Below are 25,812 nucleotides of genomic sequence, written 5' to 3'. Positions count from 1 at the left end.
ATTCGCAGGGGTCACTTTTGGAGGGGCTTGCCTTCGGTTTCCCTGTAATGCAGGGCGAGGGCGAGGTTGCTGCCCTTGACCATCTGGGTGCCGAAGACCTGGACGGCCGCATGGTACTTGCTCGCGATCTTCTTGCCGTCCGGCCGCTGCACCCACGTCATGATGACGTAGTGGCCGCGGGCCTGCGAGGTGCCGAACGCCTCGCCCTTGCCGTTGGTCTTGGACACGCCCTTGCCTGGCAGAGCCTGCAAGAAGGCGTCCTTGTTGCCGGCGGCCTTCACCGCCGCCTTGGCGGCGGACTCGCTCTCGAGGTTGAACACGCCGACGGTGCCGATGAGGGAGCCACTGGTGAGCGCGTAGGTGGCCCGCAGCGCCTGGGTGCAGTCGCCCTTCTTGAGGGCCTTCTCCAGGGTCGTGCCGCCGACGACGCCGGTGCAGCCCTTCTTCGCGCTCACGGCCGTCCGCACGTACTTGTGGTCGCCGGCCGTGAACTTCGCCTTGCCGAAGACCTCCTTGAGGGTCAGCGGCTTCGGGTCGGTGGTGCGGGTCTTCAGCTTCACCGGCGCGAGGACGGGCTCGGCCGGGGACGGCTCAGGCTGCGCCTGCGTGGGCGCGGGCTGCGTCGGGGCCGCCTTCGCCGGCTCGGCGTCGTCGTCCTTCAGCAGCGAGGAGAGCCCGACGCCGCCGCCGATGAGCAGGATCCCGGCGACCGCCGAGCCGCCGATGATCAGCGGCAGGTTGCGGCGCCGCTCGGGCGGGGTCGGCCCGCCGCCGGACGGACCGGGCGGGCCGGGCGGCCCCGGCGGCATCCCTTCCGGGGGGCCGTAGGAGTCGTCGGCGCCGAACGCGCCGCCCGCCACGGGCCGGTCGTCCCACGGCGCGGCGGGCTGCTCGTCCCAGGAGGCGGAGGGCCGCTCGTCCCAGGACGCGGTCGGCGCGTCGTTCCACGCTGCGGTGTCGTCGTCCACCCGTTCGCGCGGTGCGAAGGGGGCCTCGTCGTTGTCGTGGCCGTACGGCGGCGCTCCGGCTCCGGGTCCGTACGGCGCGTGCGGCGGCTGCCGAGGGGGCCAGTCGCCGGGTTTGCCTTGATCGCCCGGATAACCCATGGGTTGGACCTTACCGTTCCTCATTCAGGGGTCTTCACGTTCGGACACCCACCATGACATGGGGGCGAACCGGACGCCGGTGATTCCCCGAAGGTCGCGTCCCGGAGGAGCGGGCGGGTCACTTCCAGCCGAAGTCCTGCGTCCACAGCGGGCCGCCGGGGCCGGACGCCCGGCCGACGCCGATCGCGCGCAGGCCGCAGTTCAGGATGTTGGCCCGGTGGCCGGGGCTGTTCATCCAGCCCTTCACGACGGCGGCGGCGGTCGGGTACCCCTTGGCGATGTTCTCCGCGCCGGGGCTCGTGTAGCCGGCGTCCTCCATCCGCTTCCACGGGCTGTCGCCGTTGCGCGAGGTGTGGTCGAAGTAGCCGTTGGCCGCCATGTCCGCGGAGTGCTTGCGAGCCGCCGTGACGAGCCGCTGGTCGACGCGCAGCGGGCGGCAGCCCTCCTTGGCGCGCTCGGCGTTGGTCAGGGACACGACGGCGGCCTCGGAGGAGGGCGATCCGCCGGACGAGCCGCCCGTGGAGCCGCCCCCGCCGCCGGACGCCTGCGTCGGCGGCGCGTCGGGCTCGGGCGCCGCCGCGGACTTCGACGGCTCGGCCGACGCGGTCGTGCGCGGGTGGATCGGCTTCAGCGGCGGCGTCGGCTCCGCGACCGCCGTGGTCGGCGCGGTGGTGGGCGCGCCCGTCGCGCCGCTCTTCGGCTTTCCGGACGCGGCGGCGGTCGTCGGGAGGTCGCTCTGCGGGCCCGGCATGGTCTCGGTGGGCTCGCGGGTCTCCGGGCCGGCCGCGGTGGTCCGGTCCGAGCGCAGCTCGGGCAGGACGAGCCGGTCGATCGCGACGCCGATGCCGATGGCGAGCCCGGACGCGGTGACGACCGCCATCAGCCCGGTCGCGCTCCTCAGCCGGGACCGGCCGCGCTTGCCGCCTCGGCCCCGCCCGCCGTGGCCCTGTCCGCGTCCGCCCTGGCCCTGGCCGCCCTGGGGGCGCGCGCCGTCCGTCCGGCGGCCGCCCGGCGGGGGCCCAGAGGGGGACGTGCCGCGCCGCCGCCCGCCGGCGACGAGCTCGTCGCGGGGCGGGGAGACGCGGAAGCGGGACGTGCAGCCGCCCTGCCCGTCATGCCTGGGCTGGTGGCCTCCGGCGGGGTCGCCGGGTCTGCGGGGAGTGGACAGCGGGGGCTCCCGGGTGCGGGCCGGCGCGAGCCGGCGTGGACTCGGTTGCCCGGCACCTTATCCCGATATACACCCCGAGTTACGGAGATCCGTTAAGAAAGATCAAAAGTGCTACCCATGGTCACCGTGACGCTCCCCACGGTCGGCGTCTGAAGGCCGCTCTGTCCTGCGGATTGCGCCGCTTACCCGTCGCTCGTGTATCCTGCCTATTTGTTGTGTGCGTGACGCCTGCCCTCCGGGTGGGGCGACGCCGCAGCGAGCCGGTGCGTCTCGGAGTGTTCGCGTCAACTGCCGCGGACGTGTGGGGGCCCCGGCCTCCCGGAGCGCCGGGTCGGATGATCCTCTGATCGGCGCGAGCAGGATTTCCGCTGACATGTGGCGCTCGCCCGCGAGGGGGAGCGGAGGATCGAAACCGCTGAAAGTCGACGAGAAACGAAGGCTGACGACCGTGCGCACGTACACCCCTAAGCCCGCTGACGTCCAGCGTCAGTGGTACGTCATCGACGCGACCGATGTCGTGCTGGGCCGTCTCGCCAGTCAGGTCGCGCAGCTGCTTCGGGGCAAGCACAAGCCGATCTACGCGCCGCACCTCGACACCGGTGACTTCGTGGTCATCGTGAACGCCGACAAGGTGTCGCTGTCGGGCAACAAGGCGGAGCGCAAGAAGGCCTACCGGCACTCGGGCTACCCGGGCGGGCTCCGCTCGGTCACCTACACCGAGCTGCTGGCCAAGCACCCCGAGCGGGCGGTCGAGAAGGCGATCAAGGGCATGCTGCCCAAGAACTCCCTCGGCCGGAAGATGTTCGGCAAGGTGAAGGTCTACGCCGGGCCGGACCACCCGCACCAGGCGCAGAAGCCGGTCCCGTTCGAGATCACCCAGATCAGCCAGCCCGCGAAGTGACACCCGCGCCCGTCCAGGGCGCACGCAGAGACATCGCGCGCAGAGACATCGCACGCAGGCACATGAGGCCGCCGGGGCACCCGATGGACGGGCCAGCCGCCCTGGCTAGAACACCCCAAGGAGAACCGTGGACGACACCACCGGCGCCGAGGGCGTCGAGCTCGACTCGTACGAGGACGCGCCGTCCGAGTACAGCACCGAGACCCCCGAGGCGCCCGGCGAGGGCTACCTCGGCCAGCCGGTCGCGACCGGCCCCGCAGCCGGCACCGGCCGCCGCAAGCAGGCCATCGCGCGGGTCCGCATCGTCCCCGGCAGCGGCCAGTGGAAGATCAACGGCCGCACCCTGGACCAGTACTTCCCGAACAAGGTGCACCAGCAGATCGTGAACGAGCCGTTCGTGCTGCTGGGCCTGGAGGGCCAGTTCGACGTGCTCGCGCGCGTCAACGGCGGCGGCACCACCGGCCAGGCCGGTGCGCTGCGCCTCGGCATCTCCCGCGCGCTGCAGTTCGCGAACATCGAGCACCGCCCGGCGCTGAAGAAGGCCGGCTTCCTCACCCGCGACGCGCGGGTGCCGGAGCGCAAGAAGGCCGGTCTCAAGAAGGCCCGCAAGGCTCCGCAGTACAGCAAGCGTTGATCGACGGTACGAGCCGTCGCACCCCGTGCTCCCACGCGGCAGGTCCGCGTGGGGGTCGCGGCGGGTGCGGCGGCTCGTCCGCTTTTCCGGGGTCATCCAGTCCGGGGTCATCCAGTCTCATCGGGAGTTGAACTGTGGCTCGTCTGTTCGGGACCGACGGCGTGCGGGGGCTCGCCAACCGCGATCTGACCGCTCCGCTGGCCATGGACCTGTCCGTCGCGGCGGCGCGGGTGCTGGGCGAGCAGGGCGCGTTCAAAGGACATCGCCCGCTCGCCGTGGTCGGCCGCGACCCGCGGGCCTCCGGTGAGTTCCTGGAGGCGGCCGTCGTGGCGGGCCTCGCCAGCGCCGGGGTGGACGTGCTGCGCCTCGGCGTCCTGCCGACCCCCGCGGTGGCGTACCTGACGCACGCGCTGGACGCCGACCTCGGCGTGATGCTGTCGGCGTCGCACAACCCGGCGCCCGACAACGGGATCAAGTTCTTCGACCGCAGCGGCTACAAGCTCCCCGACGAGATCGAGGACCGGATCGAGGCGCGGCTCGGCGAGGCGTGGGAGCCGCCGACCGGCGCGGGCGTCGGCCGGGTCCGGGAGGCGCACGGCGCCGTCGAGCAGTACGTCGCGCACCTGGTCTCGACGGTCGCGGTGTCGCTGGACGGCCTGCGCGTCGTGGTCGACTGCGCGAACGGCGCGTCCTCCGACGTGGCCCCGGAGGCGCTGCGCCGCGCCGGTGCCGAGGTCTTCACGATCGGGACGGCGCCGGACGGCCTGAACATCAATTCGAGCTGCGGTTCGACGCACCTGGAGGCCCTGCAGAAGGCCGTCCGGGAGCACGGCGCGGACGTCGGCATCGCGAACGACGGCGACGCCGACCGCTGCCTGGCCGTGACGGCGTCCGGCGAGGTCGTGGACGGCGACCAGATCATGGCGATCCTCGCGCTCGACCTGCGCGAGGCGGGCGCGCTGCCGTCCGACACCGTCGTCGCGACCGTGATGTCGAACCTCGGCTTCAAGCTCGCGATGCGCGAGGCCGGGATCACCGTGGTGGAGACCGCGGTCGGCGACCGGTACGTGCTGGAGGCGATGAAGGAGGGCGGCTTCGGCTTCGGCGGCGAGCAGTCCGGCCACGTCATCATGCTGGACCACGCCACGACCGGCGACGGCGTCCTGACCGGCCTGCACCTGGTCGCCGCGATGGCCCGGCGGGGCCGCCCGCTGGACGAGCTGGCCAAGGTGATGACCCGGCTGCCGCAGGTGCTCATCAACGTCAAGGACGTCGACAAGGCCCGCGCGAAGACGGCGCCGGAGCTGGCCCAGGCGGTCGCGGCCGCCGAGGCGGACCTCGGCGAGACGGGCCGCGTGCTGATCCGGCCGAGCGGCACCGAGCCGATGGTCCGGGTGATGGTCGAGGCGGCGTCGCACGACCAGGCGCAGGCGGTCGCCGAGCACCTCGCCGGTGTCGTGAAGACCGTCCTGGGCTAGCGCTCGTCGATCTCCAGGCGCCCCACCTTGAGGTGACGGATCTCCACGGTGCCGGCTTCGAGGTGGGCGATGACGGCGCGCTTCACGACGAGCTTGCCGATCGCGACGGCGCCGATCGCGAGCGCGCCGAGCGCCATCGAGCCGATCGCGATCGAGCCGAGCCCGTTGCCGAGCCGCACCGTGAGGCCGGTCGCGGACGCCCCGGTCACCTCGGCGCCGGTGGCGCGGGCGCCGACGCCGCGCTCGGTGCGGACGCGGGGCGGTGCGCCGTTCGTCTCGGTCTCGCCGTCCTGCCTGTCGTCGGGTTCGTTGCTCATCGGACGAGCATATTCGGCCGTCCGGCGGCCTCCGCGCCGGCGCCCGGCGGTCAGCCGCCGCACAGGCCGAGCATGACCTCCTTGTCGGGGGCGGTGACCGGCAGGTCGTACTTCAGTGCCACCTGGGCGAAGCGGACGCCGTAGGAGCAGCGGACGACCTTGTTCGGCGGCAGCCAGGACGCCGGGCCGGAGTCGCTCTTGGCGCCGTTGAGCGGGCCGTCCACCGGGACGAGGTTCAGCGGGTCGTTGGCGAGGGACTCGCGCTTGCCCTTGGACCAGCGCGACGCGCCCATCTGCCAGCCGTACGACAGCGGGATCACGTGGTCGATCTGGACGGCGGTCGCGCGCGCCTTCTTCCACTTGATCGTCTTGCCGGAGTACGGGTCGGCCAGCGTGAGGGAGATGATCACGCAGTCGGACCCGGACCGGTAGCGGACCTCGGTGCCGTCGCGCTTCAGCAGGTCGTTGCGGGTGTCGCAGCCGTTGCGCGCGAACGGGACGCCGGGCGCGTTGTCCATCCACGCGTAGCCGAACTTCTCGCGCTCGTAGCCGGTCTTCGGCCCGCGCCCCTTGGTGACGACCTTCGCGATGAGCGTGCGCGCCTCGGCCCGGTCACCGGCGGCGGTGATGGCGGCGAGGCCCGGCTTGGTGCCGTCGGGGTTGTCGAGCGGGCTGGTCGCGTGCCCGTCGCTCTGGGCGGGCGCACCGCCGCCGGGGGAGGCGGACGGGTCGCCGGCGCTCAGGGTCGCCTCGCAGCCGGTCGCCGCCGCGAGGCCGATCGCGAGCGCGCCCGCGACCAGCAGCCCGCGGCCCGGTTCGCTCCTCCGCCCGTGCCGCATCGGGTCGTGCCGCATCGGGTCGTGCCGCATCCGGTCATGCCGCATCCGGTCACGCCGCTTCTGGTCACGCCGCATCCGGTCGCGCAGCGCCATGCCGTCACCGCCCTGGGGGTTGGCTGTCCTTATTTTTCGCCAAAAGTAATGCAAATAACCGATCAAACCGTATGGCCTGGCGTCACGGTCACACGGGCCCGCCGTTTACGGCACCATTGGCCCGTGCTGCACCTCAGAGCGATCGTCCCGGCGGACCGCACCGACGCCGTCTGCCGGGCGCTGGACGCATGCGCCGGGGCCACCAACGTGGTCGTGATCGACGGCGCGGCCCGGTCGCCGCGCGGCGACCTGGTGACCGCCGACATCGCCCGCGAGTCCGCCAACGAGGTGCTGGACGCCCTGCGCGCCCTGAGCGTCGACCGGGACGGCTCCATCGCGCTCGACAAGGTCGACCTGACGCTGTCGGAGACCGCCGAGGCGGCCATGGAGCGGGCCCCCGGGCACGGCGACGACGCCGTCGTGTGGGAGGAGCTGGACCGGCAGGTCAGCGAGGGCACGGCGCTGACCTGGTCGTTCGTCGCGTTCCTCGCGCTGGCCACGCAGCTCGCCGGGATCGCCGCGCTGATCGACTCGCCGGTGCTGGTGGTCGGCGCGATGGTCCTCGGTCCGGAGTTCGGCGCGGTCGCGGCGATCTGCTACGGGCTCGTCCGGTGGCAGCCGGTGCACATCCTGCAGGCCGTCCGGGCGCTGGTCGTCGGGTTCACCGTCGCCATCGCGATCACCTACGTGTGCGCGCTGGTCAGCCGGTGGATCGGAGTGATCGAACTGGACCGGCTGCCCGCCGAGCGCCCGCTCACCGCGTTCATCTACAGCCCGGACCGCTGGTCGTTCATCGTCGCGCTGCTCGCCGGCGGCGCCGGGGTGCTGTCGCTCACCGCGGGCAAGTCGTCGGCACTGGTCGGCGTCTTCATCTCCGTCACCACCGTGCCGGCCGCCGGGAACCTCGCGGTCGCGATGGCGCTCAAGCACGGCAGCGAGATCACCGGGTCGCTGCTGCAGCTCGCCGTCAACTTCGCCGGGATGATCATCGCGGGGGCGCTGACGCTGCTCGTCCAGAAGGCGCTGTGGGGGATGGTCCTGCGGAACGGGAGACGACCGGCCATCGGGCGGCGGACTTAGGTCGACGCCGCATCGGACGAAAGGCTGCCCCTGCATCGCCCTTGAGGGTGACGTGTCCCACCTTGACAGCCGCTAGGTTCGAAGCATGCCGATCATTGCCACCCAGGGCCTGACGATGAGGTTCCCCCGGGTGACCGCCTTGGACGACCTCTCCGTGGCCGTCGAACCGGGCGTCGTCGGGCTGGTGGGCGCGAACGGCGCCGGCAAGTCGACGCTCATCAAGATCCTGCTCGGGCTGCTGCCGCCGACCTCCGGCACCGCGACCGTGCTGGGGCTCGACATCGCGCGCGAGGGCCTGCGGATCCGGGAGAGCGTCGGGTTCATGCCCGAGTACGACTGCCTGCCGCCGGACGTGTCCGCGACCGAGTTCGTCGTGCACATGGCCCGGATGTGCGGACTGCCCGCGACCGCGGCCCGCGAACGCGCCGCCGACACGCTCCGGCACGTCGGCCTCTACGAGGAGCGGTACCGTCCCATCGGCGGCTACTCCACCGGGATGCGCCAGCGGGTGAAGCTCGCGCAGGCCCTCGTCCACGACCCGAAGCTCGTGTTCCTGGACGAGCCGACCAACGGCCTCGACCCGGCCGGGCGCGACGAGATGCTCGACCTGATCCGGCGCATCGGCGCCGAGTTCGGGATCAGCGTCCTCGTCACCTCGCACCTGCTGGGCGAGCTGGAGCGGGTCTGCGACCACGTCGTCATCATCGACGGCGGGAAGCTGCTGCGGTCCCAGGCCGTCGAGGCGTACACCTCCGCGAGCGGGGTGCTGACCGTCGAGGTCGACGAGGGGCGCGACGTGCTCGGGCAGCACCTGTACGACCAGGGCGTGTCCGTCCACCCGGAGGGCCGGTTCCTCATCGTCGACATCGCCGGCGAGGCGACCTACGACCTGGTCCGCGACGGCGTCGCCGACCTCGGGCTGCGGCTGATCCGGATGGAGCAGCGCCGCCACCACATCGAGGAGGTCTTCCAGACCGGGCCGCCCGCGCCGCCCGCCCCCGCCGGAACCGTCCAGCCGCCCGCCGGACCCGTCCAGCAGGGAGCCCCCCGATGAGCACGAGCACCATCCACGACATCGGCTACCGCCACTACGAGGGCCGCCGCAACGGCCGCGCGTACGTGCTGCGGTCGCTGTACGTGCACAACCTGCGCGCCGCGTTCGGGCTCGGCCGGCCCGCGCGGGCCAAGGTCATGCCGTTCCTGCTGGCGGGGATCATGCTGCTGCCGGCCGCCGGGTCGGTCGCGGCGTTCGCGTTCAGCAAGGAGCCGGACGCGCTGTTCCGCTACGCGTCCTACGCCAACATCATGCAGGTCATCGTGGCGATCTTCCTGGCCACGCAGGCGCCGGTGCTGGCCTCCCGCGAGGTGCGGTTCCACGTCATCCCGCTGTACTTCTCCCGGCCGGTCGGCCATCTCGACTTCGTGCTGGCGAAGGGCGCCGCGCTGACGACCGCGCTGCTGGCGCTGATGGCGGTGCCCGTCACCGTGCTGTACGTCGGCGGGCTGATCACCAAGATGCCCGACTCCGGCGACCAGCTGCTGAACTACCTCGGCGCCCTCGTCGGCTGCGTGCTGTACGCGCTGGTGCTGGCGGCGATCGGGATGGTCGTCGCGGCGTTCACGCCGCGGCGCGGGTTCGGCGTCGCCGCGGTCATCGCCGTCTACATGATCAGCGCCGCGTTCGTCGGCGCCGTGCAGGGCATCGCCGAGGCGCGGACCAACTTCACCCTGCAGGGCTGGATCGGGCTGCTCACCCCGTTCAACCTGGTGGACATCGTCCAGGTGAGGCTGCTCGGCGCGGAGTCGTCCTCGCCCGGCATCGCGCCCGGCGTCACCGGCGGCGTCGTCGCGCTCGCCCTGTGCGCCCTCATCGTCGTCGGCTCGATCGCGGTCCTGTACCGCCGGTTCAGGAAGGCGGGCCTCTCATGAATGAGCGAAGCGAAGCGGGGGGTGTGGGGGGTCGTCCCCCCACAGGAAGCAAGAGCGAGCTGATCCTGGAGAACGTGTCCCGCTGGTACGGGAACGTCGTCGCCGTCAACGGCGTGTCGATGAGGGTCGGTCCCGGCGTGACCGGGTTGCTCGGCCCGAACGGCGCCGGCAAGTCGACGCTGATCCACATGATGGGCGGGTTCCTCGCGCCGTCGTCGGGGAGCGTCACGCTGGACGGGGCGCCGATCTGGCGGAACCCGTCCGCCTACCGCAGCCTCGGGCTCGTCCCCGAGCGCGAGTCGGCGTACGACTTCCTCACCGGCGAGCAGTTCATCAACGCGATGGCGAAGCTGCACAAGCTGCCCGACCCGGACGCCGCCGCCCGCCGCGCCATCGGCCTCGTCGAGATGGAGTACGCGGCCGGGCGCCCGATCGGCAACTACTCCAAGGGCATGAAGCAGCGCATCAAGATGGCGTCGGCGCTGGTGCACGACCCGCCCGTGCTGCTGCTGGACGAGCCGTTCAACGGCATGGACCCGCGCCAGCGCCTCCAGCTGATGGACCTCATCCAGCGGATGGCCGACGAGGGCCGCACGATCCTGTTCTCCTCGCACATCCTGGAGGAGGTCGAGCGGCTCGCCAGCCATATCGAGGTGATCGTCGCGGGCCGGCACGCCGCGTCCGGCGACTTCCGCAAGATCCGCCGGCTGATGACCGACCGGCCGCACATCTTCCTCGTCCGCTCGTCCGACGACCGCCGGCTGGCCGCCGCGGTCATCGCGGACGGCTCGGCGCGCAGCGTCCAGCTCACCGACAAGGGCCTGCGGGTGGAGGCGGTCGACTTCCAGCGCTTCACGCTGCTGCTGCCGCAGGTCGCCCGCGACGCGGACGTGCGCCTCTGGGAGGTCTCCCCGGCCGACGAGTCCCTCGAAAGCGTCTTCTCCTACCTGGTGGCCCGATGAACCCGACCATTGCGATGATCACGTTCCGGGCGATGCTCGGGCGCAAGCGGGCGCTGCTCCTGCTGGGGCTGCCGCTCATGATGCTGATCCTGGCGGTCGTGCTCCGCGCGACCGGGCAGAACGACCTGGACGTCTCCGCGGGCGTGCTGCAGCAGTTCGGGCTCGCGACGCTGCTGCCGCTGCTCGCGCTGATCGCGGGCACCGGGGTGATCGGGCCGGAGATCGACGACGGCCAGATCATGTACGTGCTGACCAAGCCGATCCCGCGCGAGGTGATCGTGCTGACGAAGCTCGTCGTGGCGATCGTCCTGGTGACGGCGTTCGCGACGGTCCCGACGCTGCTGACGGGGCTGGTGCTCAGCGGGACGACGGCGCAGCTGACGCCGGCGTTCGCGGTCGGCGTGCTGATCGGCGGGGTGGCCTACAGCGCGGTGTTCGTCGCGCTCGCGGTCGCCAGCCGCAACGCCGTCACGATCGGCCTGCTGTACGCGCTGGTCTGGGAGTCGCTGCTCGGCAGCTTCGCGCCGGGCGCGAAGTCGGCGTCCATCCAGCAGTGGTGCCTGTCGGTCACGGACGCGCTGACCGGGGCGTCCCCGGTCACCTCGACGGTCGATCTGCCGGTCGCGATCGCGCTGCTGGTGGCGGTAACGGCGGCGGCGACGCTGCTGGCGACGTTCCGCCTGCGCACCCTCGCGGTGGCGAGCGCCGACTAGCGAGCGCCGACTAGCGGGCGCCGACTAGCGCGTGTCGCCGAGGAGGCCGCGTTCCATGGCGACGACGACGGCGCGGGTGCGGTCGCCGACGTCGAGCTTCGCGAAGACGCGCAGGAGGTGGGTCTTGACCGTCGCCTCGGCGATGACGAGCCGCCTGCCGATCTCGGCGTTGGACAGGCCGTCGGCGACCGCCCGCAGCACGTCGATCTCCCGGGCGGTCAGCGCGGCGGGCTCGGGGCGGCGCATCCGGGCGACCAGTTTCTCCGCGACGCGCGGGGCGAGGACCGTCTCGCCCCGCGCGGCGGCGCGGATGGCGTCGACGAGCTGGTCGCGGGTGGTGTCCTTCAGCAGGTAGCCGATGGCGCCGGCCTCGATCGCCCGCTCGATCTCGGTGTCGGTGTCGTAGGTGGTGAGGACGAGCACGCGGGTGCCGAACCGGCCGATCCCGGCGGTGGCGGCGACGCCGTCGAGCACGGGCATCCGCAGGTCGAGGAGGGCGACGTCGGGCCGCAGCCGCTCGGCGAGCTCGATCGCCTCGCGGCCGTCGCCGGCCTCGCCGACGATCTCGATGGTGGGTTCGGCGGCCAGCAGCGCGACGACGCCCGCGCGCATGACGGTGTGGTCGTCCACCACGATGATCCGCAGGGTGCCGGTCATGTCATGCCTTCAGGGGGATCATGGCGAAGACGCGGGTGCCGTCGCCGGGTGAGCTGGTGACGGTCAGCTCGCCGCCGAGTTCGGCGAGCCGGCGGCGCATGCCGTCCAGGCCGAACCCCCGGGCCGCGCCGACCGCGAACCCGCGCCCGTCGTCGGTGATCTCCAGTTCGACGCCGTGCGGGCGCCGTTCCAGGACGATCCCGACCGCGGACGCGGCGGCGTGCTTGCGGACGTTGGCGAGCGACTCCTGGGTGCAGCGCAGCAGCGCGATCCGGGTCGTCTGGTCGCAGTCGACGTCCGGGAGGTCGGCGGTGACGGCGAGCCCGGTGTCCTCGGCGAACCGGTCGAGGGTGCGGCGCAGCGTCCGGGCGATGGACGCGGGGGCCACCTCGGCTTGTGCCGCCGCCCCGACGAGGACGCGCGCCTCGGCGAGGTTCTCCCGGGCGGTCCGCTCGATGGAGGCCAGCTGACGGGCGCTCCCGGCCGGGTCGGTGCCGAGGCCGTCACGCGCGGCCTCCGCCAGCACCACGATGGACGCCAGCCCCTGCGCGAGCGTGTCGTGGATCTCCCGGGCGAGGCGTTCCCGCTCGTCGGCGGCGCCCTGCCGGCGCTGCGCCTCGGCGAGCCGCCGCTCGGCGTCCGCGAGGTCGGCGGCGAGGGCGCGGGCGCGCTCGTCGTGCCGCCCGACGACCCGGTGCATCCACAGCCCGAACAGGACGCTCGCCGCGTATCCGATGAGCGCGGCGACCGCGTTGCCGGTGAGCAGCGGCCCGTCGGGGGCCGACCGGGCGGCGTCGCCCGCGACCGCGGCCGCGGCGGCGGCGCCGCTGAGGACGACCGCGCGCCGCGGGCTGCCCGCGAAGATCCAGAAGTGCGGGAGCGACGCGATGAGCAGGGACGCGGCGCCGCCCATCTCGTAGGAGACGGCGCCGATCCCGGCGGCGAGCACGCCGAGGAACGCGGTCCGGCGGAGGACGGGGTCGCCGGGGAACGTCCCGGTGACGGGGTAGCAGAGGGCGAGCACCGACAGCAGCGCCAGCGTGGCTGACCGCGTCCCCTCGGGCTGGTCCCACACGGCGATGCCGGGCGGGACGAGCCCGAGGACCACCCAGGCGGTGACGTACCAGCGGCGGATCGCGCGCACCTGGGGGCGTTCACCGGGCTGCGGCATCGGCATGCCGGTCAGCCTATGGCCTGCGGGATCTTCTCGGCGCCGCCGTCCCGGGCCCGCCGCACGCTCCGCGCGGGCCACCAGCAGCGGTCGCCGAGCAGCAGCATCAGCGCGGGCAGCACCATGATGCGGATGACGGCGGCGTCCAGCAGGACGGCCACCGCGAGCGCGAAGCCCATCTGCTTCATCTCCATGATGTGCAGCGGGACGAAGCTGGCGAACACCGTCACCATCACGAACGCGGCGCTGGTCACGACGCTCGCCGAGCCGCCGATCCCGTCCAGCACGGCCTGCCGGGTCGGGACGCCGCGCAGCACCGCCTCCCGGATCCGGCTGATCACGAAGACCTGGTAGTCCATCGACAGGCCGAACAGGATCACGAGCAGCAGCAGCGGGACGCGGGAGCCGATCGAGCCGGTGGAGGTGAAGCCGAGCAGTCCCTCCGCCCACGTGCCCTGGAACACGGCGGTCAGCAGGCCGAGCGCCGCCCCCGCCGACAGCAGGTTCAGCAGGACGCCGACCAGGCCGAGGACGACCGAGCGGAACGCCCACACCGTCATCGCGAACGTGACCAGCAGCAGGGCGCCGATGATGATCGGCAGCTTGCGCTCCTGGTGCTCGGGGTAGTCGGCGTAGCGGGCGACGTCGCCGGTCACGGCGGTCTCGGCGTCCAGGCGCCCGGTCGTCGCCGGGACGTACTCGTCCCGCACCCGGTCCAGGGACCGCTGCGCCTCGGGGCTGCTGGCGTGGTGGGGCACCGGGAGTTCGAGGACGCTGATCCGCCCGTCCGGCGAGGTGCGCAGCTCGGACGTCCCGGCGAGCAGCGGGTCGCGCTCGGCGCGCCGCGCCAGGTCGGCCAGGGCCGCCCGCGCCTCGCCGGTGTGCCCCGCGCCGGCCTTCACGACGATCTGGTGGGTGGCCTTCAGTTCGGGGAAGGCCGCGTTCAGCCGGTCGTACACGCGCATCGCGGCGATCTCGCGGGGATGGCTGTCGCGGCCCATGTCGGTCAGGTCGAGGGTCAGCAGCGGCGCGGCCAGCGCGAGCATCGCCAGCGCCGACACGGCCAGCGTCGCGGCGGGGTGTCGGCCCGTGGGGCGCAGCATCGCCCTGGTGATCCGGCCGGTGCCGATCTTCGGCGCCTTCGGCGTACGGCCGCGCCGGACCGCCCGCCGCTCCGCCCAGGCGCCGAGCTTCGCCAGCACGGCGGGCAGGACGGTCAGCGAGCTGACCACCGCGACCAGCGTGACCACGATCGCGGCGGTCGCGATGGAGGAGAAGATGACGTCGTCCGCCAGGTACAGCGTCGCGCTGGACACGGCGACCGCCAGCCCCGACACCACCACGGCGCGCCCCGACGTGGCGGCGGCGAGTTCCACCGTCGCCCGCGCGTCGAGCCGGCCGCCTGAGCGCGCCCGCTCCTCCCGCTCCCGCTTCAGGTAGAACAGCGTGTAGTCGACGCCGACGGCCATGCCGATCAGCAGGATGATGCTCGCGCCGATCCCGGCGTCCGGGAACGCGTGCGAGGCGAGCATCGACAGGCCGATCGCCGCCGCGATCGAGGACAGCGCGAGCACCACCGGCACGACGGCGACCGCGAAGGAGCCGAACACCGCCAGCAGCGTGACCAGCGTGATCGGCACGGCGATCACCTCGGTGCGGGCGAGGTCGTCGCTGCGCAGCTCGCCGACGCCCTTGCTGATGGACGGGCCGCCGGTCTCCTCCACCTTCACTCCGGGATGGGCGGCCCGCACCGCCGCCGTCTGCGCGAGCAGCGGGTCGACGTGGTCCTTGCCTTCGAGTTCGGGGCCCTTCAGGGCCACGTCGACCCGGACCGCCGTCCCGTCGGCCGAGCGCACCGGCGCCGACACCGACGCGACCTCGGGGAGCGCCCTCATCCGCGCGGCGGCGTCCTGCGCCGCCGCGTCGGCCGCCGGCCCCCGGCCGGTGATCAGGACGTGCTCGACGGGCCGCTGCTGGAGCCCGCCCTCGGTGGCCAGGGCCTCGGCCCGTCCGGCCTCGCCGATCCAGAAGTCCTCGGTCGTCGCGGCGTGCCCGCCGACCGAGGCTCCGACGCCGAGGCACAGCGCCACGAACAGGAACCAGGCCGCGATGCCGCGCCAGGGGTGCCCGGCGCTCCACCGGGCCATGCGCACAGGGAAATTCGTCATGCGGAAAAGCCTGGTCGCGGAGCCCTTGCCCGCATGAGCCTCGACCGGTTGAACCTTCCGTCCACCGATCGGTGGACGGAAGGGCCGGCCGGTCAGCCGGTGAGGCGCGTCAGTTCGGCGAGCGTCTCCGAGATCGTGACCGGGTCGAGTTCACCGAATGCGAGCTGCTCGCCGGAGTAGGGGCCCGTCATGAGCATGACCCGCTCGATCGTCTGCTCGGCGAACTCCTCTGGGGAGATGACCCGGATGCCCGGCTCGAACGCGACCATGACGTGCGGGCCTACGGGCGTCATGAGGTTCACCTGGCGGCGGAACCCGCCGGTCTCCTTCTCGCCCAGCTTCCAGCCGCGGGACGTCATGTCGATGAACCTGCCGAAATGGGCGGTGGCGCCCTCGAAGCGGGTGAGGCGGCTTGAGGTGCGCTCGTCGTCCACAAGGGTGTGGACGGGCCGTCCGAGCTGCGGGAACGGCTGCAGGATCTCGTAGTCGGCGAAGACCTCCGCCCACGCCGCGACGGTCTTCTCCCCGAGCAGGACGGGATGCGGGAGCGTCACGCGGGCGTCCGGTGCCGGGTCGAACGCGTCGTCGTGGACGTCGGCGAGCGTGCCGTCCTCCGCGACCCGGAAGGCGGTCCCGCCCGCCGACCACACCAGCCGCCAGACGATGTGCCGCATCAGCGGGTGCCCGGCGAGGAGGGAGCCGAACTCCTCGGGCGACCAGGACCGTCCGGCCGACATCGCCGCCTCCAGCCGCCTGATCTGGTCGGCGGCGGTGGCGCGGGCCTCCTTCTTCAGCTCGGAGAACCGCGCGTAGGCGGCCGGCGCGAGCGTCTCGTCGTCCTTGGCGCCCGGCTTCGGGAGCGTCTTGCGCGGCTTGCCGTCCTCGTCGGTCACGAAGGGCTTGAGCTGCTCGTCGAACCCGACGCGGAACCGGCGCCGCCCGTAGTCGAGGACGAGCGAGCCGTCGGCGTCCAGGCCGAGGTCGGGGACGAGCCGGTCCGCGAGCTGCTCGGGCGACAGCTTGCGCTCGCGGGCGGCGGCGTTCAGCCGGCCCTGCGCCCGGGGCCGCAGGTGCTTGGCGTCGGCGCCTCGGCGGGCGATGCGGTCCAGGTGGCGGAGCTTTTCGTCGGCGGGCGCGTCGATCTCCATGAGCACGTCGAGCGCCGAGAGGCCCTTGAACGTCCAGGTGTAGTAGTTGTCCCAGCGGGCCATCCGGGCGGCCAGCCGCGCGGCGGTCCCGGCGTCGCCGAGCCGCCGCAGCGCGTACTGGACGCCCGGCGCGGCCCACAGCCCGCCGCCGCGCTGGTTCTCGTGGAGCGCCCAGGCGAACTCGGCGAGGGACGCGGGGTCGCAGAGCTCGATGACCTGCTCGCAGCCCGGGTACGGGTCCTTCGGCGTGGAGATCAGCAGCATGGTCACGAAGTGCCGGGCGGCCGCCACCGGCAGGGCCCGCTCCCGGCCGCGCAGCAGCAGCCGGGGGAGCTGCTCGCGGACCCGCTCCTCGTCCCATTCCGGCAGCTCGCCGGGGTACTGGTCGAGCGGATCGACGCCCAGCGCCGCGATCGCGGCGGCGGCCTCCTCGCCGTACGTCCGCGCCGCCTCCGTGAGGCAGTCGGCGCCGTGCTCCCGGGCGATCAGCGCGAGGCCCTGCTCGGCCTTCGTGCGCTTGGGCCCGGGTTTGCGCAGCGCCTCCGGGACGACGAACGGGGCCGCGGCCGGGCCGTGCCAGCCGAACCAGAGCCGCGCCGCCTCGTCGAACTGGCCGAGCGCGTTGATCATCAGTTGCGCGGTGGCGTCGTCCACGAACGGGACGAGCGCCTCCGCGCACGACAGGTGGGCCTTGGCGGCGTGCAGGATCAGCGGGTGGGCGGTGAGGCCGCGCCGGGCGGCGAAGTGCCGGAGCGGGACCCGGTACACCCAGCCGGCCCAGTCGCCGTGGTAGCGCACGTCGGCGAGGAGTTCGTCGGCGAGGTCGCCGGGACCGTCCATGACCAGCCGGTAGTACCGGCGGGCGCGGTCCCCGCCGCGCGGGTCCTCCAGCGCGGCGCCGCTGCGGTAGTGCTCGGCCACCGCGGCCCAGTCGGTGTCCGCCGGGAGCGGCTCGTAGGCCCGCTGGAAGCCGTCCGCCGCCTTCAGCCACTCATCGCGCACCCCGGGCGGCCACGACTCGGCGGCCGGGGTCTTGGGGCGCTTCAGGCCCTTGAGGACGACCGGCTCCGTGCTCCGGGGCGTCCGGCGGGTCCACGGCGGTTCGACGAGCAGGCGGGGGAGGTCGCTCTCGGCGGCGTCCTCGACGCGGGGAGTGTCGGTCATCGCTCAATGATCGTGGCGACGACGGACATTTCCGATCACCAGTCCGCGACGGCGTGCCGCGCTCAGCCGGCCGCTTTGCGCAGTTCGGGCAGGACCTCTCGGGCCAGCCGCTCGACCTGTTCGTCCTGGCCGGGGCCGGTGGGCATGAAGTTGAGGGTGGTGAAGCCCATCTCGATGAACCCGAGGAGCGTCTCGACGACGTGGCCGGGCGGGCCGCCGACCATGCCCGGGTCGTCTCCGGCCCGCGCGTCGATCCGGACGCCGACGTTGTAGGCGCAGGTGATCTCCGCGGGGTCGCGCCCGGCGTCCGCCGCGGCGGCGAGGACGCGTGCGCGCATGGCCCTGGCCTGTTCGGGCGGGGCGAAGCCGAGGGACGGGATCCACCCGTCCGCCACCCGCCCGGTCAGGTCGAGCGCGCGCGGGCCGAACGTGCCGAGCCAGATCGGGATGCGCCGTTCGGGCTTGGGCTCCAGATGCGCCTCGGTGGTCCGGTGCAGGCGGCCGTGGAAGGTGAACGCCCGCTCCGACCACAGCCCGCGGGTGATGCGGACGGCCTCGGCCAGGCCGTCGACCTTGTCGCGGGCGGTGGGGACGGGCATGCCGAACGCCCGGAACTCCTCGTCGGAGTAGCCGCCGCCCAGCCCGAGGACGAGCCGTCCGCCGGAGAGGCGGTCGAAGGTCTCGGCCATCTTCGCGACCAGCGCGGGGTTGCGGTACGGGACGCCGAGGACGCGGGTCGCGACGCCGATCGTGGACGTCGCCGCCGCGATCCACGACAGCATCGTCCAGGTCTCCATGGTCGGGTGCTCGGTGCACGGGTGGTCCGAGGCGGACACGAAGTCGAAGCCGAGTTCCTCGGCCCGGCGGGCGTCGGCGACGGGGTCGCTACCCGGCTCCGCCGAGGTCGAGATGTTCAGGCCGTAGTGCAGGGAGGACGCGGCGGAAGGGGCCGGTGCCGACGATCTATTTGACATGTCAAGGAAGTTAGTCGCGATGTATGTGACATGTCAACTAAGCTGGCGGCCATGGACGAACCCCGCTGGCTCACCCCCGCCGAGGACCGCGCGTGGCGCGGCTACCGGCGCCTGTCCCTGCTGCTCGACCAGCAGGTCGCCCGGGACCTCGCCGCCGACTCGGGCCTGTCGGAGGCCGACTACGACGTGCTGTCGAACCTCTCGGAGACCCCCGGCGCCCGGCTGCGGCTCACCGAGCTCGCCGCGCACATGCGCTGGTCGCCGAGCCGCCTGTCGCACCATGTGACCCGGATGCAGCAGCGCGGCCTCGTGACCCGGCACACCAGCCCCGAGGACGGCCGCGCCGCCGTCATCGTGCTGACCGGCGAGGGCCGCCGGACGATCGAGGAGGCCGCCCCCCACCACGTCGAGTCGGTGCGGCGCCACTTCATCGACCTGCTGACCCCCGAGCAGGTCGCGGCGTTCGCCACCCTCAGCGAAACGGTCGTCGCCCACTTGGCGGAGATCGAGCCCCGCTGAACGGTGCCCGGCCCCGGCGGCGGCGCCGTGCCTGACACGCCCTGTCGAGGTGTGCCATATCCGGCCGGTGTGACGCGTGTTACAACGGGCTGGAGGGTTTTGATCGTTCCAGACCAGGGAGTGTGCACCCATGTCAGTCACGCGCCGCCGGCTCCTGGCGGGGACGGGCGCGGTGGGGGCGGGGATCGCCTTCACCGGCGCCGTGGAGCAGCTGTTCGCCGGGAGCGCCGCCGCCGCGCCGGTCGGCCGCCACGACGGCTACGGGCCGCTCGTGCCCGATCCGAAGGGCCTGCTCGACCTGCCGCGCGGGTTCCGGTACACCGTCCTGTCGCGGGAGGGCGAGCCGCTGCGCTCGGGCGAGGGCGCGGTGCCGAGCCACTGCGACGGCATGGCCGCCTTCCCCGGACGCGGCCGGACGTGGCTCGTCCGCAACCACGAGAACCGACCGGACGCCGAGCACCGGGTGCCGCCGGTCGAGGGCGTCACCTACGACCCCGAGGGCCTCGGCGGCTGCACCGCGCTGGAGGTCGACGGCGCCGGGCGGGTGCGCACCGAGCGCGTCGCCATCGCCGGGACGGCCGTCAACTGCGCGGGCGGCCCGACCCCGTGGCACACCTGGCTGACCTGCGAGGAGACCGAGGACAAGGCCGGCACCAACGGCTACACCAAGGACCACGGGTTCATCTTCGAGGTCGACCCGTACCGGCAGGGCAGGACCGTTCCGGAGCCGCTGACCGCGATGGGGCGGTTCCAGCACGAGGCCATCGCCGTCGACCCGCGCGACGGCACCGTCTACGAGACCGAGGACGCGTTCGAGAAGCCGTTCGGGCTGTTCTACCGGTTCCTCCCGAAGGAGGCGCGCGGCGGTTTCGGCAGCCTGCGGGCCGGTGGACGGCTGGAGGCGCTGCACGTCCCCGACGTCCCGGACCTGTCGGTCGTGCAGGAGCCCGGCACCGTGTTCGAGCACGTCGAGTGGAAGAAGGTCCCCGACCCGCTGGCGAAGGAGACGCCGATCCGGTTCCAGGACTTCGGGCCCGGCGGCATCACCCACGCGCAGAAGCTGGAGGGCTGCTACTGGGGCGGCGACCGCGTCTATTTCGTGTCGAGCTTCGCCAAGACGGCGGACGGGTCGCGCGCCGACCACTTCGGGCAGGTGTGGTCGTACGAGCCGCGCCACCGGCGGCTCACCCTGGTGATCGTGTTCGGGCCCGGCACCGACGTGCAGAAGCCCGGCGAGTCGCCCGACAACATCTGCCTGGCGCCGCAGGGTGGGCTGATGGTGTGCGAGGACGGCAACGGCGCGCAGCACGTGTTCGGCGTGTCCCGCCGCCGGAAGGTCTACGCGATGGCCCGGAACCGGCAGAACATCGGCACCGAGGACGAGCCCGAGTGGGGCGAGTTCGCCGGGGTCACCTTCTCCCCGGACGGGCGGACGATGTTCGTCAACGTCTACACGCCGGGCACGACGTTCGCCGTCACCGGCCCCTGGCGCTAGCGGCGGGCCGGATAGGGCCGGATAGGGGCCGGGATAGGGCCGCTCAGATGCGGCGCAGGCGGACGCGCTGGACGGCGTGGTCGCGGTCCTTGTGCAGGACGAGCGTGGCGCGCGCGCGTGTCGGCAGGATGTTGGAGACGAGGTTGATCTCGTTGACGTCCCGCCACACGCGCTGCGCGAACGCGGCGGTCTCGTCCTCGTCCAGTTCGTGCGCGTACTTGTGGAAGTAGGAGCGCGGGTCGGTGAAGGCGGTGCGGCGCAGCGCGAACAGCCGGTCGATGTACCACTGCCGGATGTCCTCGACCCGCGCGTCCACATAGATGGAGAAGTCGAAGAAGTCGGACACGCCGAGGGTGCCGGGCGGCGCCGGCTGGAGCACGTTCAGCCCCTCGACGATCAGGATGTCGGGCCGCCGGACGGTCTGCGCCGCGTCCGGCACGATGTCGTACTCCAGGTGCGAGTACACCGGGATCGTCACTTCGGCCGCGCCCGCCTTGATCTCCGAGACGAACCGGACGAGCGCCCGCCGGTCGTAGGACTCGGGGAACCCCTTGCGGTCCATGATCCCGCGCTCGGACAGCACGGCGTTCGGGTGCAGGAAGCTGTCGGTCGTCACCAGCTCCACCGTCGGGTGCTCCGGCCAGCGGGCCAGCAGCGTGCGCAGCAGCCGGGACGTCGTCGACTTGCCCACCGCGACGCTGCCCGCCACGCCGATGATGAACGGGGTCGGCGGCACCTCGCCGCCGAGGAACCCGCTGACGGTGTCGCGGAGCCGCCAGTCGCCGAGGAAGAACAGGTTGAGCAGCCGGGACAGCGGCAGGTAGACCTCCTCGACCTCGGTGATGTCGATCGGGTCCTTCAGGCCGCGCAGGGCGTCCAGCTCACCGGGCGTGAGCGGCAGCGGGGTGCTCTCGCGCAGGCCCCGCCAGGCGCCGCGGGAGAGTTCCACGTAGGGGCTCGGCACGCTGTCCCATCCGCTCGTCATGGCTGAACATTAACCGGGCTGGTCAGCCGGTCACCGGGTTTTCACCGGCGGTTCACGTTAGCGGAGCGGCCCGGGCCGTCCGCGGGTAGGTCCCTGGCAGGACACCGAATAGAGTTGCCGCCATGTGCGGAATCGTGGGGTACGTAGGGGGCCGGCCGGCGCTCGACGTCGTCGTCGAGGGCCTGGCTCGGCTGGAGTACCGCGGCTACGACTCGGCCGGGGTGGCCGTGCTGGCCGACGGGAAGCTGGCGACGGCGAAGCGGGCGGGCAAGCTCGGGAACCTCCGGGCCGCCCTGGAGGAGGAGCCGCCGCCCTCGGGGACGCTGGGCATGGGGCACACCCGGTGGGCGACCCACGGGCCGCCGAACGACCGGAACGCCCACCCGCACGTGGACTGCACCGGCTCCGTCGCGGTCATCCACAACGGGATCATCGAGAACTTCGCCGCGCTGCGCGCCGAGTTGGAGGAGGCCGGGCACGGCCTGGCGTCCGACACCGACACCGAGGCCGTCGCGCACCTGCTGGAGGACGAGCTGAAGTCCGGCGGCGGCCTCGCCGACGCCATGCGCCGCGTCTGCGGCCGGCTGGAGGGCGCGTTCACGCTGGTCGCCGTGCACACCGGCAACCCGGACCTGGTCGTCGGGGCGCGCCGCAACTCGCCGCTCGTCGTCGGCGTCGGCGACGGGGAGAACTTCCTCGCCAGCGACGTCGCGGCGTTCATCGCGCACACCCGCGACGCGATCGAGCTGGGCCAGGACCAGATCGTCGAGCTGCGCGCCGACGGGGTCACCGTCACCGACTTCGAGGGCCGTCCCGCCGAGATCAAGGAGTACCACGTCGACTGGGACGTGTCGGCCGCGGAAAAAGGCGGCTACGACTACTTCATGCTCAAGGAGATCGCCGAGCAGCCGCGCGCCGTCGCCGACACGCTGCTCGGCCGGATCGGCTCCGACGGGCGGCTGCACCTGGACGAGATGCGCATCTCCGACCAGGAGCTGCGCGAGGTCGACAAGATCATCATCGTCGCGTGCGGGACGTCCTACCACGCGGGCCTGATCGCCAAGTACGCCATCGAGCACTGGGCCGGGCTGCCCTGCGAGGTGGAGCTGGCCAGCGAGTTCCGCTACCGGGACCCGATCCTGTCGCCGTCCACGCTGGTCATCGCGATCTCCCAGTCGGGCGAGACGATGGACGCGCTGATGGCCGTCCGGCACGCCCGCGAGCAGAAGGCCAAGCTGCTCGGCATCTGCAACGTCAACGGCTCGACGCTGCCGCGCGAGTGCGACGGCGTCCTCTACACGCACGCCGGGCCGGAGGTCGCGGTCGCGTCCACCAAGGCGTTCCTGACCCAGCTCGTCGCCGTCTACCTCATCGCGCTGTACCTCGCGCAGGTGCGGGGCACCAAGTGGGGCGACGAGGTGTTCGCCATGGTGCAGCTCCTGGAGCGGATGCCGGAGAAGGTCGACAAGGTCCTGGAGACCATGGAGCCGGTCCGCGAGCTGGCCCGGTCGCTGTCGGGCGAGCACTGCGTGCTGTTCCTCGGCCGCCACGTCGGTTTCCCCGTCGCCCTGGAGGGCGCGCTGAAGCTGAAGGAACTCGCCTACATGCACGCCGAGGGCTTCGCCGCCGGCGAGCTGAAGCACGGCCCGATCGCGCTGATCGAGGAGAACCTGCCGGTGGTGGTCGTGGTGCCGCCGCGCGCGCGGGACGTGCTGCACGACAAGATCGTGTCGAACATCCAGGAGATCCGCGCCCGGGGCGCCCGGACGATCGTCATCGCGGAGGAGGGCGACGAGTCGGTGGAGCCGTACGCGGACACGCTGATCCGCGTCCCGGCCGTCCCGACGCTGCTGCAGCCGCTGGTCACGACCGTGCCGCTGCAGGTCTTCGCCTGCGAGCTGGCCACCGCCAAGGGCCACGACGTCGACCAGCCGCGCAACCTCGCCAAGTCCGTCACGGTGGAGTAGACCCGCCGGAACCCGCTGATTCCGGGCCGCGTCCAAGCGAGATCGGACCGGCCCGGCGGCGGAGGTGGCGGGTGGCGGAAGACGGCGGCCTCGGTGGCGCCCTTGGCGTCGAGGCGCACGGTGTCACACGGCGGTTCGGGCCGGTGGAGGCGCTCCGCGGCCTCGACATCACCGTCCCGTACGGGCAGGTCACGGCGCTCGTCGGCGCGAACGGCGCGGGCAAGACGACCCTGCTGCTGATCCTCGCGACGCTCCTCGCGCCCGACGCGGGCACGGTGCGGATCGCGGGGCACGACGCGCTGACCCACCCCGCGCGGGCACGCGACGCGCTCGGCTGGATGCCCGACGTCTTCGGCGTGTACGACCAGCTCACGGTGGACGAGTACCTGGCGTTCTTCGCGGACGCCTACGGGCTGCCGAAGGCGGAGCGGCAGCGCCGGGTCAAGGCGCTGCTCACCCTCGTCCGCTTGGACGACCATGTCGGGCGGCCGGTGCACGCGCTGTCGCGCGGGCAGAAGCAGCGGCTCGGGATGGCGCGCGCCCTCGTGCACCGCCCGCGCGTCCTGCTGCTGGACGAGCCCGCCTCCGGCCTCGACCCGCGCTCGCGCGTCGAACTGCGCGACCTGCTGCGCTCCCTGGCGGCGGAGGGCGTCGCGGTGCTGGTGTCCAGCCACATCCTCGGCGAGCTGGAGGAGATCGCCGACCGGGTCGTCCTGGTCGACCACGGCCGGACGGTCGGCGAGCACACGATGGCGGAGCTCGCCGGCACGTCGTCGCGCGTCCGGTGGCGCGTCCGCTCGCTCGACCCCGGACCGCTGGCCGCGGCCCTGGCCGACCGGCCCGGCGGGCTGCCGGCGCTGCGGACCACCGAACTGCCGGGCGGCGCCGAGGTCGGCCCGCTCACCGAGGCCGAGGCGGCGGCGCTGCTGGCCGAGCTGGTCAAGGCCGGGGTGCCCGTCTGCGGGCTCGCCCCCGCGGGCGGCGCGCTCGAATCGGCCTACCTGGCGATGACCGAGACCCGGAGGTGACCGGCGATGACCGCGCGCGGAATCGGCCTGGTGGCACGGCAGGAGATCAGGACCCGGCTGCGGACGGGCCGGTGGAAGGCGCTGCTCGCGGCCTGGTTCCTGACCGTCAACGGGCTCGGCCTGCTGTTCCGGCTGGCGCTGGAGGCCGGCGGGGGCTCGGCCGATGACCGGCCCGGGATCCCGATGTTCGGCGGGGTCCTGCTCGGGGTGCTGGTGCTGACGCTGCTGGTCACGCCCGCGCTCAGCGGCCAGTCGATCAACGGCGACCGGGAGCGCGGGACGCTCGCCACCCTCCAGGTCACCCGGCTCACGCCCGGCGAGATCGCGCTCGGCAAGCTCGCCGCCGCGTGGGGGACGGGCCTGGCCGCCCTCCTGCTCACGCTGCCGGTCCTGCTGCTCCCGGTCGCCGAAGGGGTGATCAGCCCGCTGCGGGCGCAGGCCGTCCTCAGCGTGACGGCCCTGCTCATCGGCGTGGTCTGCGCGATCAGCCAGGCGTGGTCGGCGGTCCTCGCGCGCAGCATCACCTCGGTGCTGATGTCCTACATCACGGTGTTCGTGCTCCTCGCCGGGACGCCGCTGCTGTACTCGATCGCCCTCCAGTTCACCGGCGAGCACCGGACAACCCCGCACGACGGCTACACCGTCGAGCACAGCGAGCGCGTCTGGTGGCTGCTGTCCCCGAACCCGGTCGTCGTGCTCGCCGACGCGGCGCCGCGGCTGCCCGAGCGCAGGATCGTCGTGGGCGACCAGGTGTTCAGCCGGCCGCCGTCGGCCGACCCGCTGGGCGAGCTGAGCCGCAGCGTGCGCGACACCCGCAAGGGCAAGGGCCCCCACCGGCACGACCCGGACGCCGAGGCGGCGGTGTGGCCGTGGGGGCTGGCCTTCGACCTCGCGCTCGCGGCGGGCGCCGTCGCCCTGACCACCGCCCGGCTGCGGACGCCCCTTTTCCGCGTGCCGAGGGGCGTCCGAGTGGCGTGACGAATGCCACTCGCCCGATCATCTCGCCAAACGTGAAATGAAATTCTCCGGCCGGTTGGAATTCTCAGCGGAGATGCAAGTTGCAGAGTTTCTTTCAGGGGCGGTCGTAGCGGCCGTCCCGGACGTCCTCGGTGAACCTGCGCCATTCACCGGGGCCGAACCTGAGGAGCGTCACGGTGTCCTCGGTGTCGCGCACGGATATCGCCTCGCCGTCAAGACGGGCGACCTCGACGCAGCCGTTGCTGGCGCCGCATCGGGTGCTTCTCCTCCACTGGGCGGGGGGTGTCCCACGGAAACTCATTCCGGCTCCCTGCATCGAAAGTTGCATTGTTCGCGGC

Annotated in this window: 24 protein-coding genes; 13 read left to right on the top strand and 11 right to left on the bottom strand. The window is 72.8% G+C overall.

Annotated features, from left to right (window positions below; translation table 11 throughout):
• Positions 1-11: 11 nt before the first annotated feature.
• Positions 12-1,106, bottom strand: coding sequence for a hypothetical protein (locus tag ACGFI1_RS21315; RefSeq protein ID WP_392787256.1), 1,095 nt, complete (start codon positions 1,104-1,106; stop codon positions 12-14).
• A 118-nt stretch (positions 1,107-1,224) separates the two neighbouring features.
• The gene (locus ACGFI1_RS21310; protein WP_392787253.1) at positions 1,225-1,986 is read right to left on the bottom strand and encodes a CAP domain-containing protein; all 762 of its coding nucleotides are present in this window, start codon (positions 1,984-1,986) and stop codon (positions 1,225-1,227) included.
• 736 nt (positions 1,987-2,722) lie between these two features.
• Here ACGFI1_RS21310 and rplM point away from each other — a divergent pair.
• From rplM to glmM, 3 genes are all read left to right on the top strand, one after another.
• Entirely contained in the window at positions 2,723-3,175 is a 453-nt protein-coding gene (gene rplM / locus ACGFI1_RS21305) for a 50S ribosomal protein L13 (RefSeq protein WP_301175482.1), read from the top strand.
• A gap of 127 nt (positions 3,176-3,302) precedes the next feature.
• Positions 3,303-3,809 carry a 30S ribosomal protein S9 gene (rpsI, locus tag ACGFI1_RS21300; RefSeq protein ID WP_089324437.1) on the top strand — a complete coding sequence of 169 codons (507 nt, stop codon included), beginning with the start codon at positions 3,303-3,305 and terminating at the stop codon, positions 3,807-3,809.
• A gap of 134 nt (positions 3,810-3,943) precedes the next feature.
• Complete coding sequence (gene glmM, locus ACGFI1_RS21295; RefSeq protein ID WP_364546143.1) at positions 3,944-5,287, top strand: phosphoglucosamine mutase; 1,344 nt, start codon at positions 3,944-3,946, stop codon at positions 5,285-5,287.
• On the opposite strand, the gene ACGFI1_RS21290 is transcribed toward glmM, so the two are convergent.
• Positions 5,284-5,604 (bottom strand): hypothetical protein, encoded by a 321-nt coding sequence (locus tag ACGFI1_RS21290; RefSeq protein ID WP_364546146.1) that lies wholly within the window; start codon positions 5,602-5,604, stop codon positions 5,284-5,286. The genes glmM and ACGFI1_RS21290 overlap by 4 nt on opposite strands.
• Positions 5,605-5,654: 50 nt before the next feature.
• Positions 5,655-6,536, bottom strand: coding sequence for an HNH endonuclease family protein (locus ACGFI1_RS21285; RefSeq protein WP_392787251.1), 882 nt, complete (start codon positions 6,534-6,536; stop codon positions 5,655-5,657).
• A 123-nt stretch (positions 6,537-6,659) separates the two neighbouring features.
• Here ACGFI1_RS21285 and ACGFI1_RS21280 point away from each other — a divergent pair, with 123 nt between their 5' ends.
• The 5 genes from ACGFI1_RS21280 to ACGFI1_RS21260 all read left to right on the top strand — a co-directional run bounded on the left by ACGFI1_RS21280 (position 6,660) and on the right by ACGFI1_RS21260 (position 11,220).
• Positions 6,660-7,616: a DUF389 domain-containing protein gene (locus ACGFI1_RS21280; RefSeq protein WP_386874508.1), complete on the top strand. Its 957-nt coding sequence runs from the start codon at positions 6,660-6,662 to the stop codon at positions 7,614-7,616.
• A gap of 85 nt (positions 7,617-7,701) precedes the next feature.
• Positions 7,702-8,670 (top strand): ABC transporter ATP-binding protein, encoded by a 969-nt coding sequence (locus ACGFI1_RS21275; protein WP_364546154.1) that lies wholly within the window; start codon positions 7,702-7,704, stop codon positions 8,668-8,670.
• Positions 8,667-9,545 (top strand): ABC transporter permease, encoded by an 879-nt coding sequence (locus ACGFI1_RS21270; RefSeq protein ID WP_364546157.1) that lies wholly within the window; start codon positions 8,667-8,669, stop codon positions 9,543-9,545. Before ACGFI1_RS21275 ends, ACGFI1_RS21270 begins: the two co-directional genes overlap by 4 nt.
• 23 nt (positions 9,546-9,568) lie before the next feature.
• Entirely contained in the window at positions 9,569-10,507 is a 939-nt protein-coding gene (locus ACGFI1_RS21265) for an ABC transporter ATP-binding protein (RefSeq protein WP_392787247.1), read from the top strand.
• Positions 10,504-11,220 (top strand): ABC transporter permease, encoded by a 717-nt coding sequence (locus tag ACGFI1_RS21260; protein ID WP_138637906.1) that lies wholly within the window; start codon positions 10,504-10,506, stop codon positions 11,218-11,220. Before ACGFI1_RS21265 ends, ACGFI1_RS21260 begins: the two co-directional genes overlap by 4 nt.
• Positions 11,221-11,244: 24 nt before the next feature.
• Here ACGFI1_RS21260 and ACGFI1_RS21255 read toward each other — a convergent pair whose 3' ends face one another.
• The 5 genes from ACGFI1_RS21255 to ACGFI1_RS21235 all read right to left on the bottom strand — a co-directional run bounded on the left by ACGFI1_RS21255 (position 11,245) and on the right by ACGFI1_RS21235 (position 18,502).
• On the bottom strand, positions 11,245-11,877 hold the full coding sequence (locus tag ACGFI1_RS21255) for a response regulator transcription factor (RefSeq protein WP_364546162.1): 633 nt from the start codon (positions 11,875-11,877) through the stop codon (positions 11,245-11,247).
• Position 11,878: 1 nt separating this feature from the next.
• The gene (locus ACGFI1_RS21250; protein ID WP_392787243.1) at positions 11,879-13,054 is read right to left on the bottom strand and encodes a sensor histidine kinase; all 1,176 of its coding nucleotides are present in this window, start codon (positions 13,052-13,054) and stop codon (positions 11,879-11,881) included.
• Between the two features lie 5 nt (positions 13,055-13,059).
• Positions 13,060-15,216 carry an MMPL family transporter gene (locus tag ACGFI1_RS21245; protein ID WP_392787241.1) on the bottom strand — a complete coding sequence of 719 codons (2,157 nt, stop codon included), beginning with the start codon at positions 15,214-15,216 and terminating at the stop codon, positions 13,060-13,062.
• A 92-nt stretch (positions 15,217-15,308) separates the two neighbouring features.
• Positions 15,309-17,528: a DUF4132 domain-containing protein gene (locus tag ACGFI1_RS21240; RefSeq protein ID WP_392787239.1), complete on the bottom strand. Its 2,220-nt coding sequence runs from the start codon at positions 17,526-17,528 to the stop codon at positions 15,309-15,311.
• Positions 17,529-17,590: 62 nt separating this feature from the next.
• Positions 17,591-18,502: an LLM class flavin-dependent oxidoreductase gene (locus tag ACGFI1_RS21235; RefSeq protein ID WP_392787236.1), complete on the bottom strand. Its 912-nt coding sequence runs from the start codon at positions 18,500-18,502 to the stop codon at positions 17,591-17,593.
• Positions 18,503-18,553: 51 nt separating this feature from the next.
• Between ACGFI1_RS21235 and ACGFI1_RS21230 the strand changes: the two genes are divergently transcribed.
• Together ACGFI1_RS21230 and ACGFI1_RS21225 are read left to right on the top strand one after the other, a co-directional pair.
• Positions 18,554-19,021, top strand: a complete 468-nt coding sequence (locus ACGFI1_RS21230; RefSeq protein ID WP_386875984.1) for a MarR family winged helix-turn-helix transcriptional regulator — start codon at positions 18,554-18,556, stop codon at positions 19,019-19,021.
• A gap of 130 nt (positions 19,022-19,151) precedes the next feature.
• Positions 19,152-20,516, top strand: a complete 1,365-nt coding sequence (locus tag ACGFI1_RS21225) for an alkaline phosphatase PhoX (RefSeq protein ID WP_392787232.1) — start codon at positions 19,152-19,154, stop codon at positions 20,514-20,516.
• Positions 20,517-20,559: 43 nt separating this feature from the next.
• Here ACGFI1_RS21225 and coaA read toward each other — a convergent pair whose 3' ends face one another.
• Positions 20,560-21,501: a type I pantothenate kinase gene (gene coaA / locus ACGFI1_RS21220; protein WP_138637914.1), complete on the bottom strand. Its 942-nt coding sequence runs from the start codon at positions 21,499-21,501 to the stop codon at positions 20,560-20,562.
• Between the two features lie 122 nt (positions 21,502-21,623).
• On the opposite strand from coaA, the gene glmS reads away from it, so the two are divergent.
• The 3 genes from glmS to ACGFI1_RS21205 all read left to right on the top strand — a co-directional run bounded on the left by glmS (position 21,624) and on the right by ACGFI1_RS21205 (position 25,474).
• A complete protein-coding gene (glmS, locus tag ACGFI1_RS21215; RefSeq protein WP_138637915.1) occupies positions 21,624-23,468 on the top strand; it encodes a glutamine--fructose-6-phosphate transaminase (isomerizing) in 1,845 nt (614 codons plus the stop codon).
• A 71-nt stretch (positions 23,469-23,539) separates the two neighbouring features.
• A complete protein-coding gene (locus ACGFI1_RS21210) occupies positions 23,540-24,496 on the top strand; it encodes an ABC transporter ATP-binding protein (protein ID WP_392787230.1) in 957 nt (318 codons plus the stop codon).
• A gap of 6 nt (positions 24,497-24,502) precedes the next feature.
• Positions 24,503-25,474, top strand: coding sequence for an ABC transporter permease (locus ACGFI1_RS21205; protein ID WP_392787228.1), 972 nt, complete (start codon positions 24,503-24,505; stop codon positions 25,472-25,474).
• A gap of 94 nt (positions 25,475-25,568) precedes the next feature.
• On the opposite strand, the gene ACGFI1_RS21200 is transcribed toward ACGFI1_RS21205, so the two are convergent.
• A complete protein-coding gene (locus ACGFI1_RS21200; RefSeq protein WP_392787226.1) occupies positions 25,569-25,775 on the bottom strand; it encodes a DUF397 domain-containing protein in 207 nt (68 codons plus the stop codon).
• Between the last annotated feature and the right edge of the window lie 37 nt (positions 25,776-25,812).

The sequence above is a fragment of the Actinomadura geliboluensis genome, assembly GCF_043197915.1.
Taxonomy (GTDB): domain Bacteria; phylum Actinomycetota; class Actinomycetes; order Streptosporangiales; family Streptosporangiaceae; genus Spirillospora; species Spirillospora geliboluensis.
Note: the sequence above shows the minus strand (reverse complement) of the source record. Positions and strands in the feature narration are given on the sequence as shown.

What these genes read in the sequence shown, in the direction of transcription:
- ACGFI1_RS21315 (WP_392787256.1), bottom strand. Translation starts at nt 1,106, where the DNA reads ATGGGTTATCCGGGCGATCAAGGCAAACCCGGCGACTGGCCCCCTCGG.
- ACGFI1_RS21310 (WP_392787253.1), bottom strand. Translation starts at nt 1,986, where the DNA reads ATGGCGGTCGTCACCGCGTCCGGGCTCGCCATCGGCATCGGCGTCGCG.
- ACGFI1_RS21290 (WP_364546146.1), bottom strand. Translation starts at nt 5,604, where the DNA reads ATGAGCAACGAACCCGACGACAGGCAGGACGGCGAGACCGAGACGAAC.
- ACGFI1_RS21285 (WP_392787251.1), bottom strand. Translation starts at nt 6,536, where the DNA reads ATGGCGCTGCGCGACCGGATGCGGCGTGACCAGAAGCGGCGTGACCGG.
- ACGFI1_RS21275 (WP_364546154.1), top strand. Translation starts at nt 7,702, where the DNA reads ATGCCGATCATTGCCACCCAGGGCCTGACGATGAGGTTCCCCCGGGTG.
- ACGFI1_RS21270 (WP_364546157.1), top strand. Translation starts at nt 8,667, where the DNA reads ATGAGCACGAGCACCATCCACGACATCGGCTACCGCCACTACGAGGGC.
- ACGFI1_RS21260 (WP_138637906.1), top strand. Translation starts at nt 10,504, where the DNA reads ATGAACCCGACCATTGCGATGATCACGTTCCGGGCGATGCTCGGGCGC.
- ACGFI1_RS21255 (WP_364546162.1), bottom strand. Translation starts at nt 11,877, where the DNA reads ATGACCGGCACCCTGCGGATCATCGTGGTGGACGACCACACCGTCATG.
- ACGFI1_RS21250 (WP_392787243.1), bottom strand. Translation starts at nt 13,054, where the DNA reads ATGCCGATGCCGCAGCCCGGTGAACGCCCCCAGGTGCGCGCGATCCGC.
- ACGFI1_RS21245 (WP_392787241.1), bottom strand. Translation starts at nt 15,216, where the DNA reads ATGACGAATTTCCCTGTGCGCATGGCCCGGTGGAGCGCCGGGCACCCC.
- ACGFI1_RS21240 (WP_392787239.1), bottom strand. Translation starts at nt 17,528, where the DNA reads ATGACCGACACTCCCCGCGTCGAGGACGCCGCCGAGAGCGACCTCCCC.
- ACGFI1_RS21235 (WP_392787236.1), bottom strand. Translation starts at nt 18,502, where the DNA reads ATGTCAAATAGATCGTCGGCACCGGCCCCTTCCGCCGCGTCCTCCCTG.
- ACGFI1_RS21230 (WP_386875984.1), top strand. Translation starts at nt 18,554, where the DNA reads ATGGACGAACCCCGCTGGCTCACCCCCGCCGAGGACCGCGCGTGGCGC.
- ACGFI1_RS21225 (WP_392787232.1), top strand. Translation starts at nt 19,152, where the DNA reads ATGTCAGTCACGCGCCGCCGGCTCCTGGCGGGGACGGGCGCGGTGGGG.
- coaA (WP_138637914.1), bottom strand. Translation starts at nt 21,501, where the DNA reads ATGACGAGCGGATGGGACAGCGTGCCGAGCCCCTACGTGGAACTCTCC.
- glmS (WP_138637915.1), top strand. Translation starts at nt 21,624, where the DNA reads ATGTGCGGAATCGTGGGGTACGTAGGGGGCCGGCCGGCGCTCGACGTC.
- ACGFI1_RS21205 (WP_392787228.1), top strand. Translation starts at nt 24,503, where the DNA reads ATGACCGCGCGCGGAATCGGCCTGGTGGCACGGCAGGAGATCAGGACC.
- ACGFI1_RS21200 (WP_392787226.1), bottom strand. Translation starts at nt 25,775, where the DNA reads ATGAGTTTCCGTGGGACACCCCCCGCCCAGTGGAGGAGAAGCACCCGA.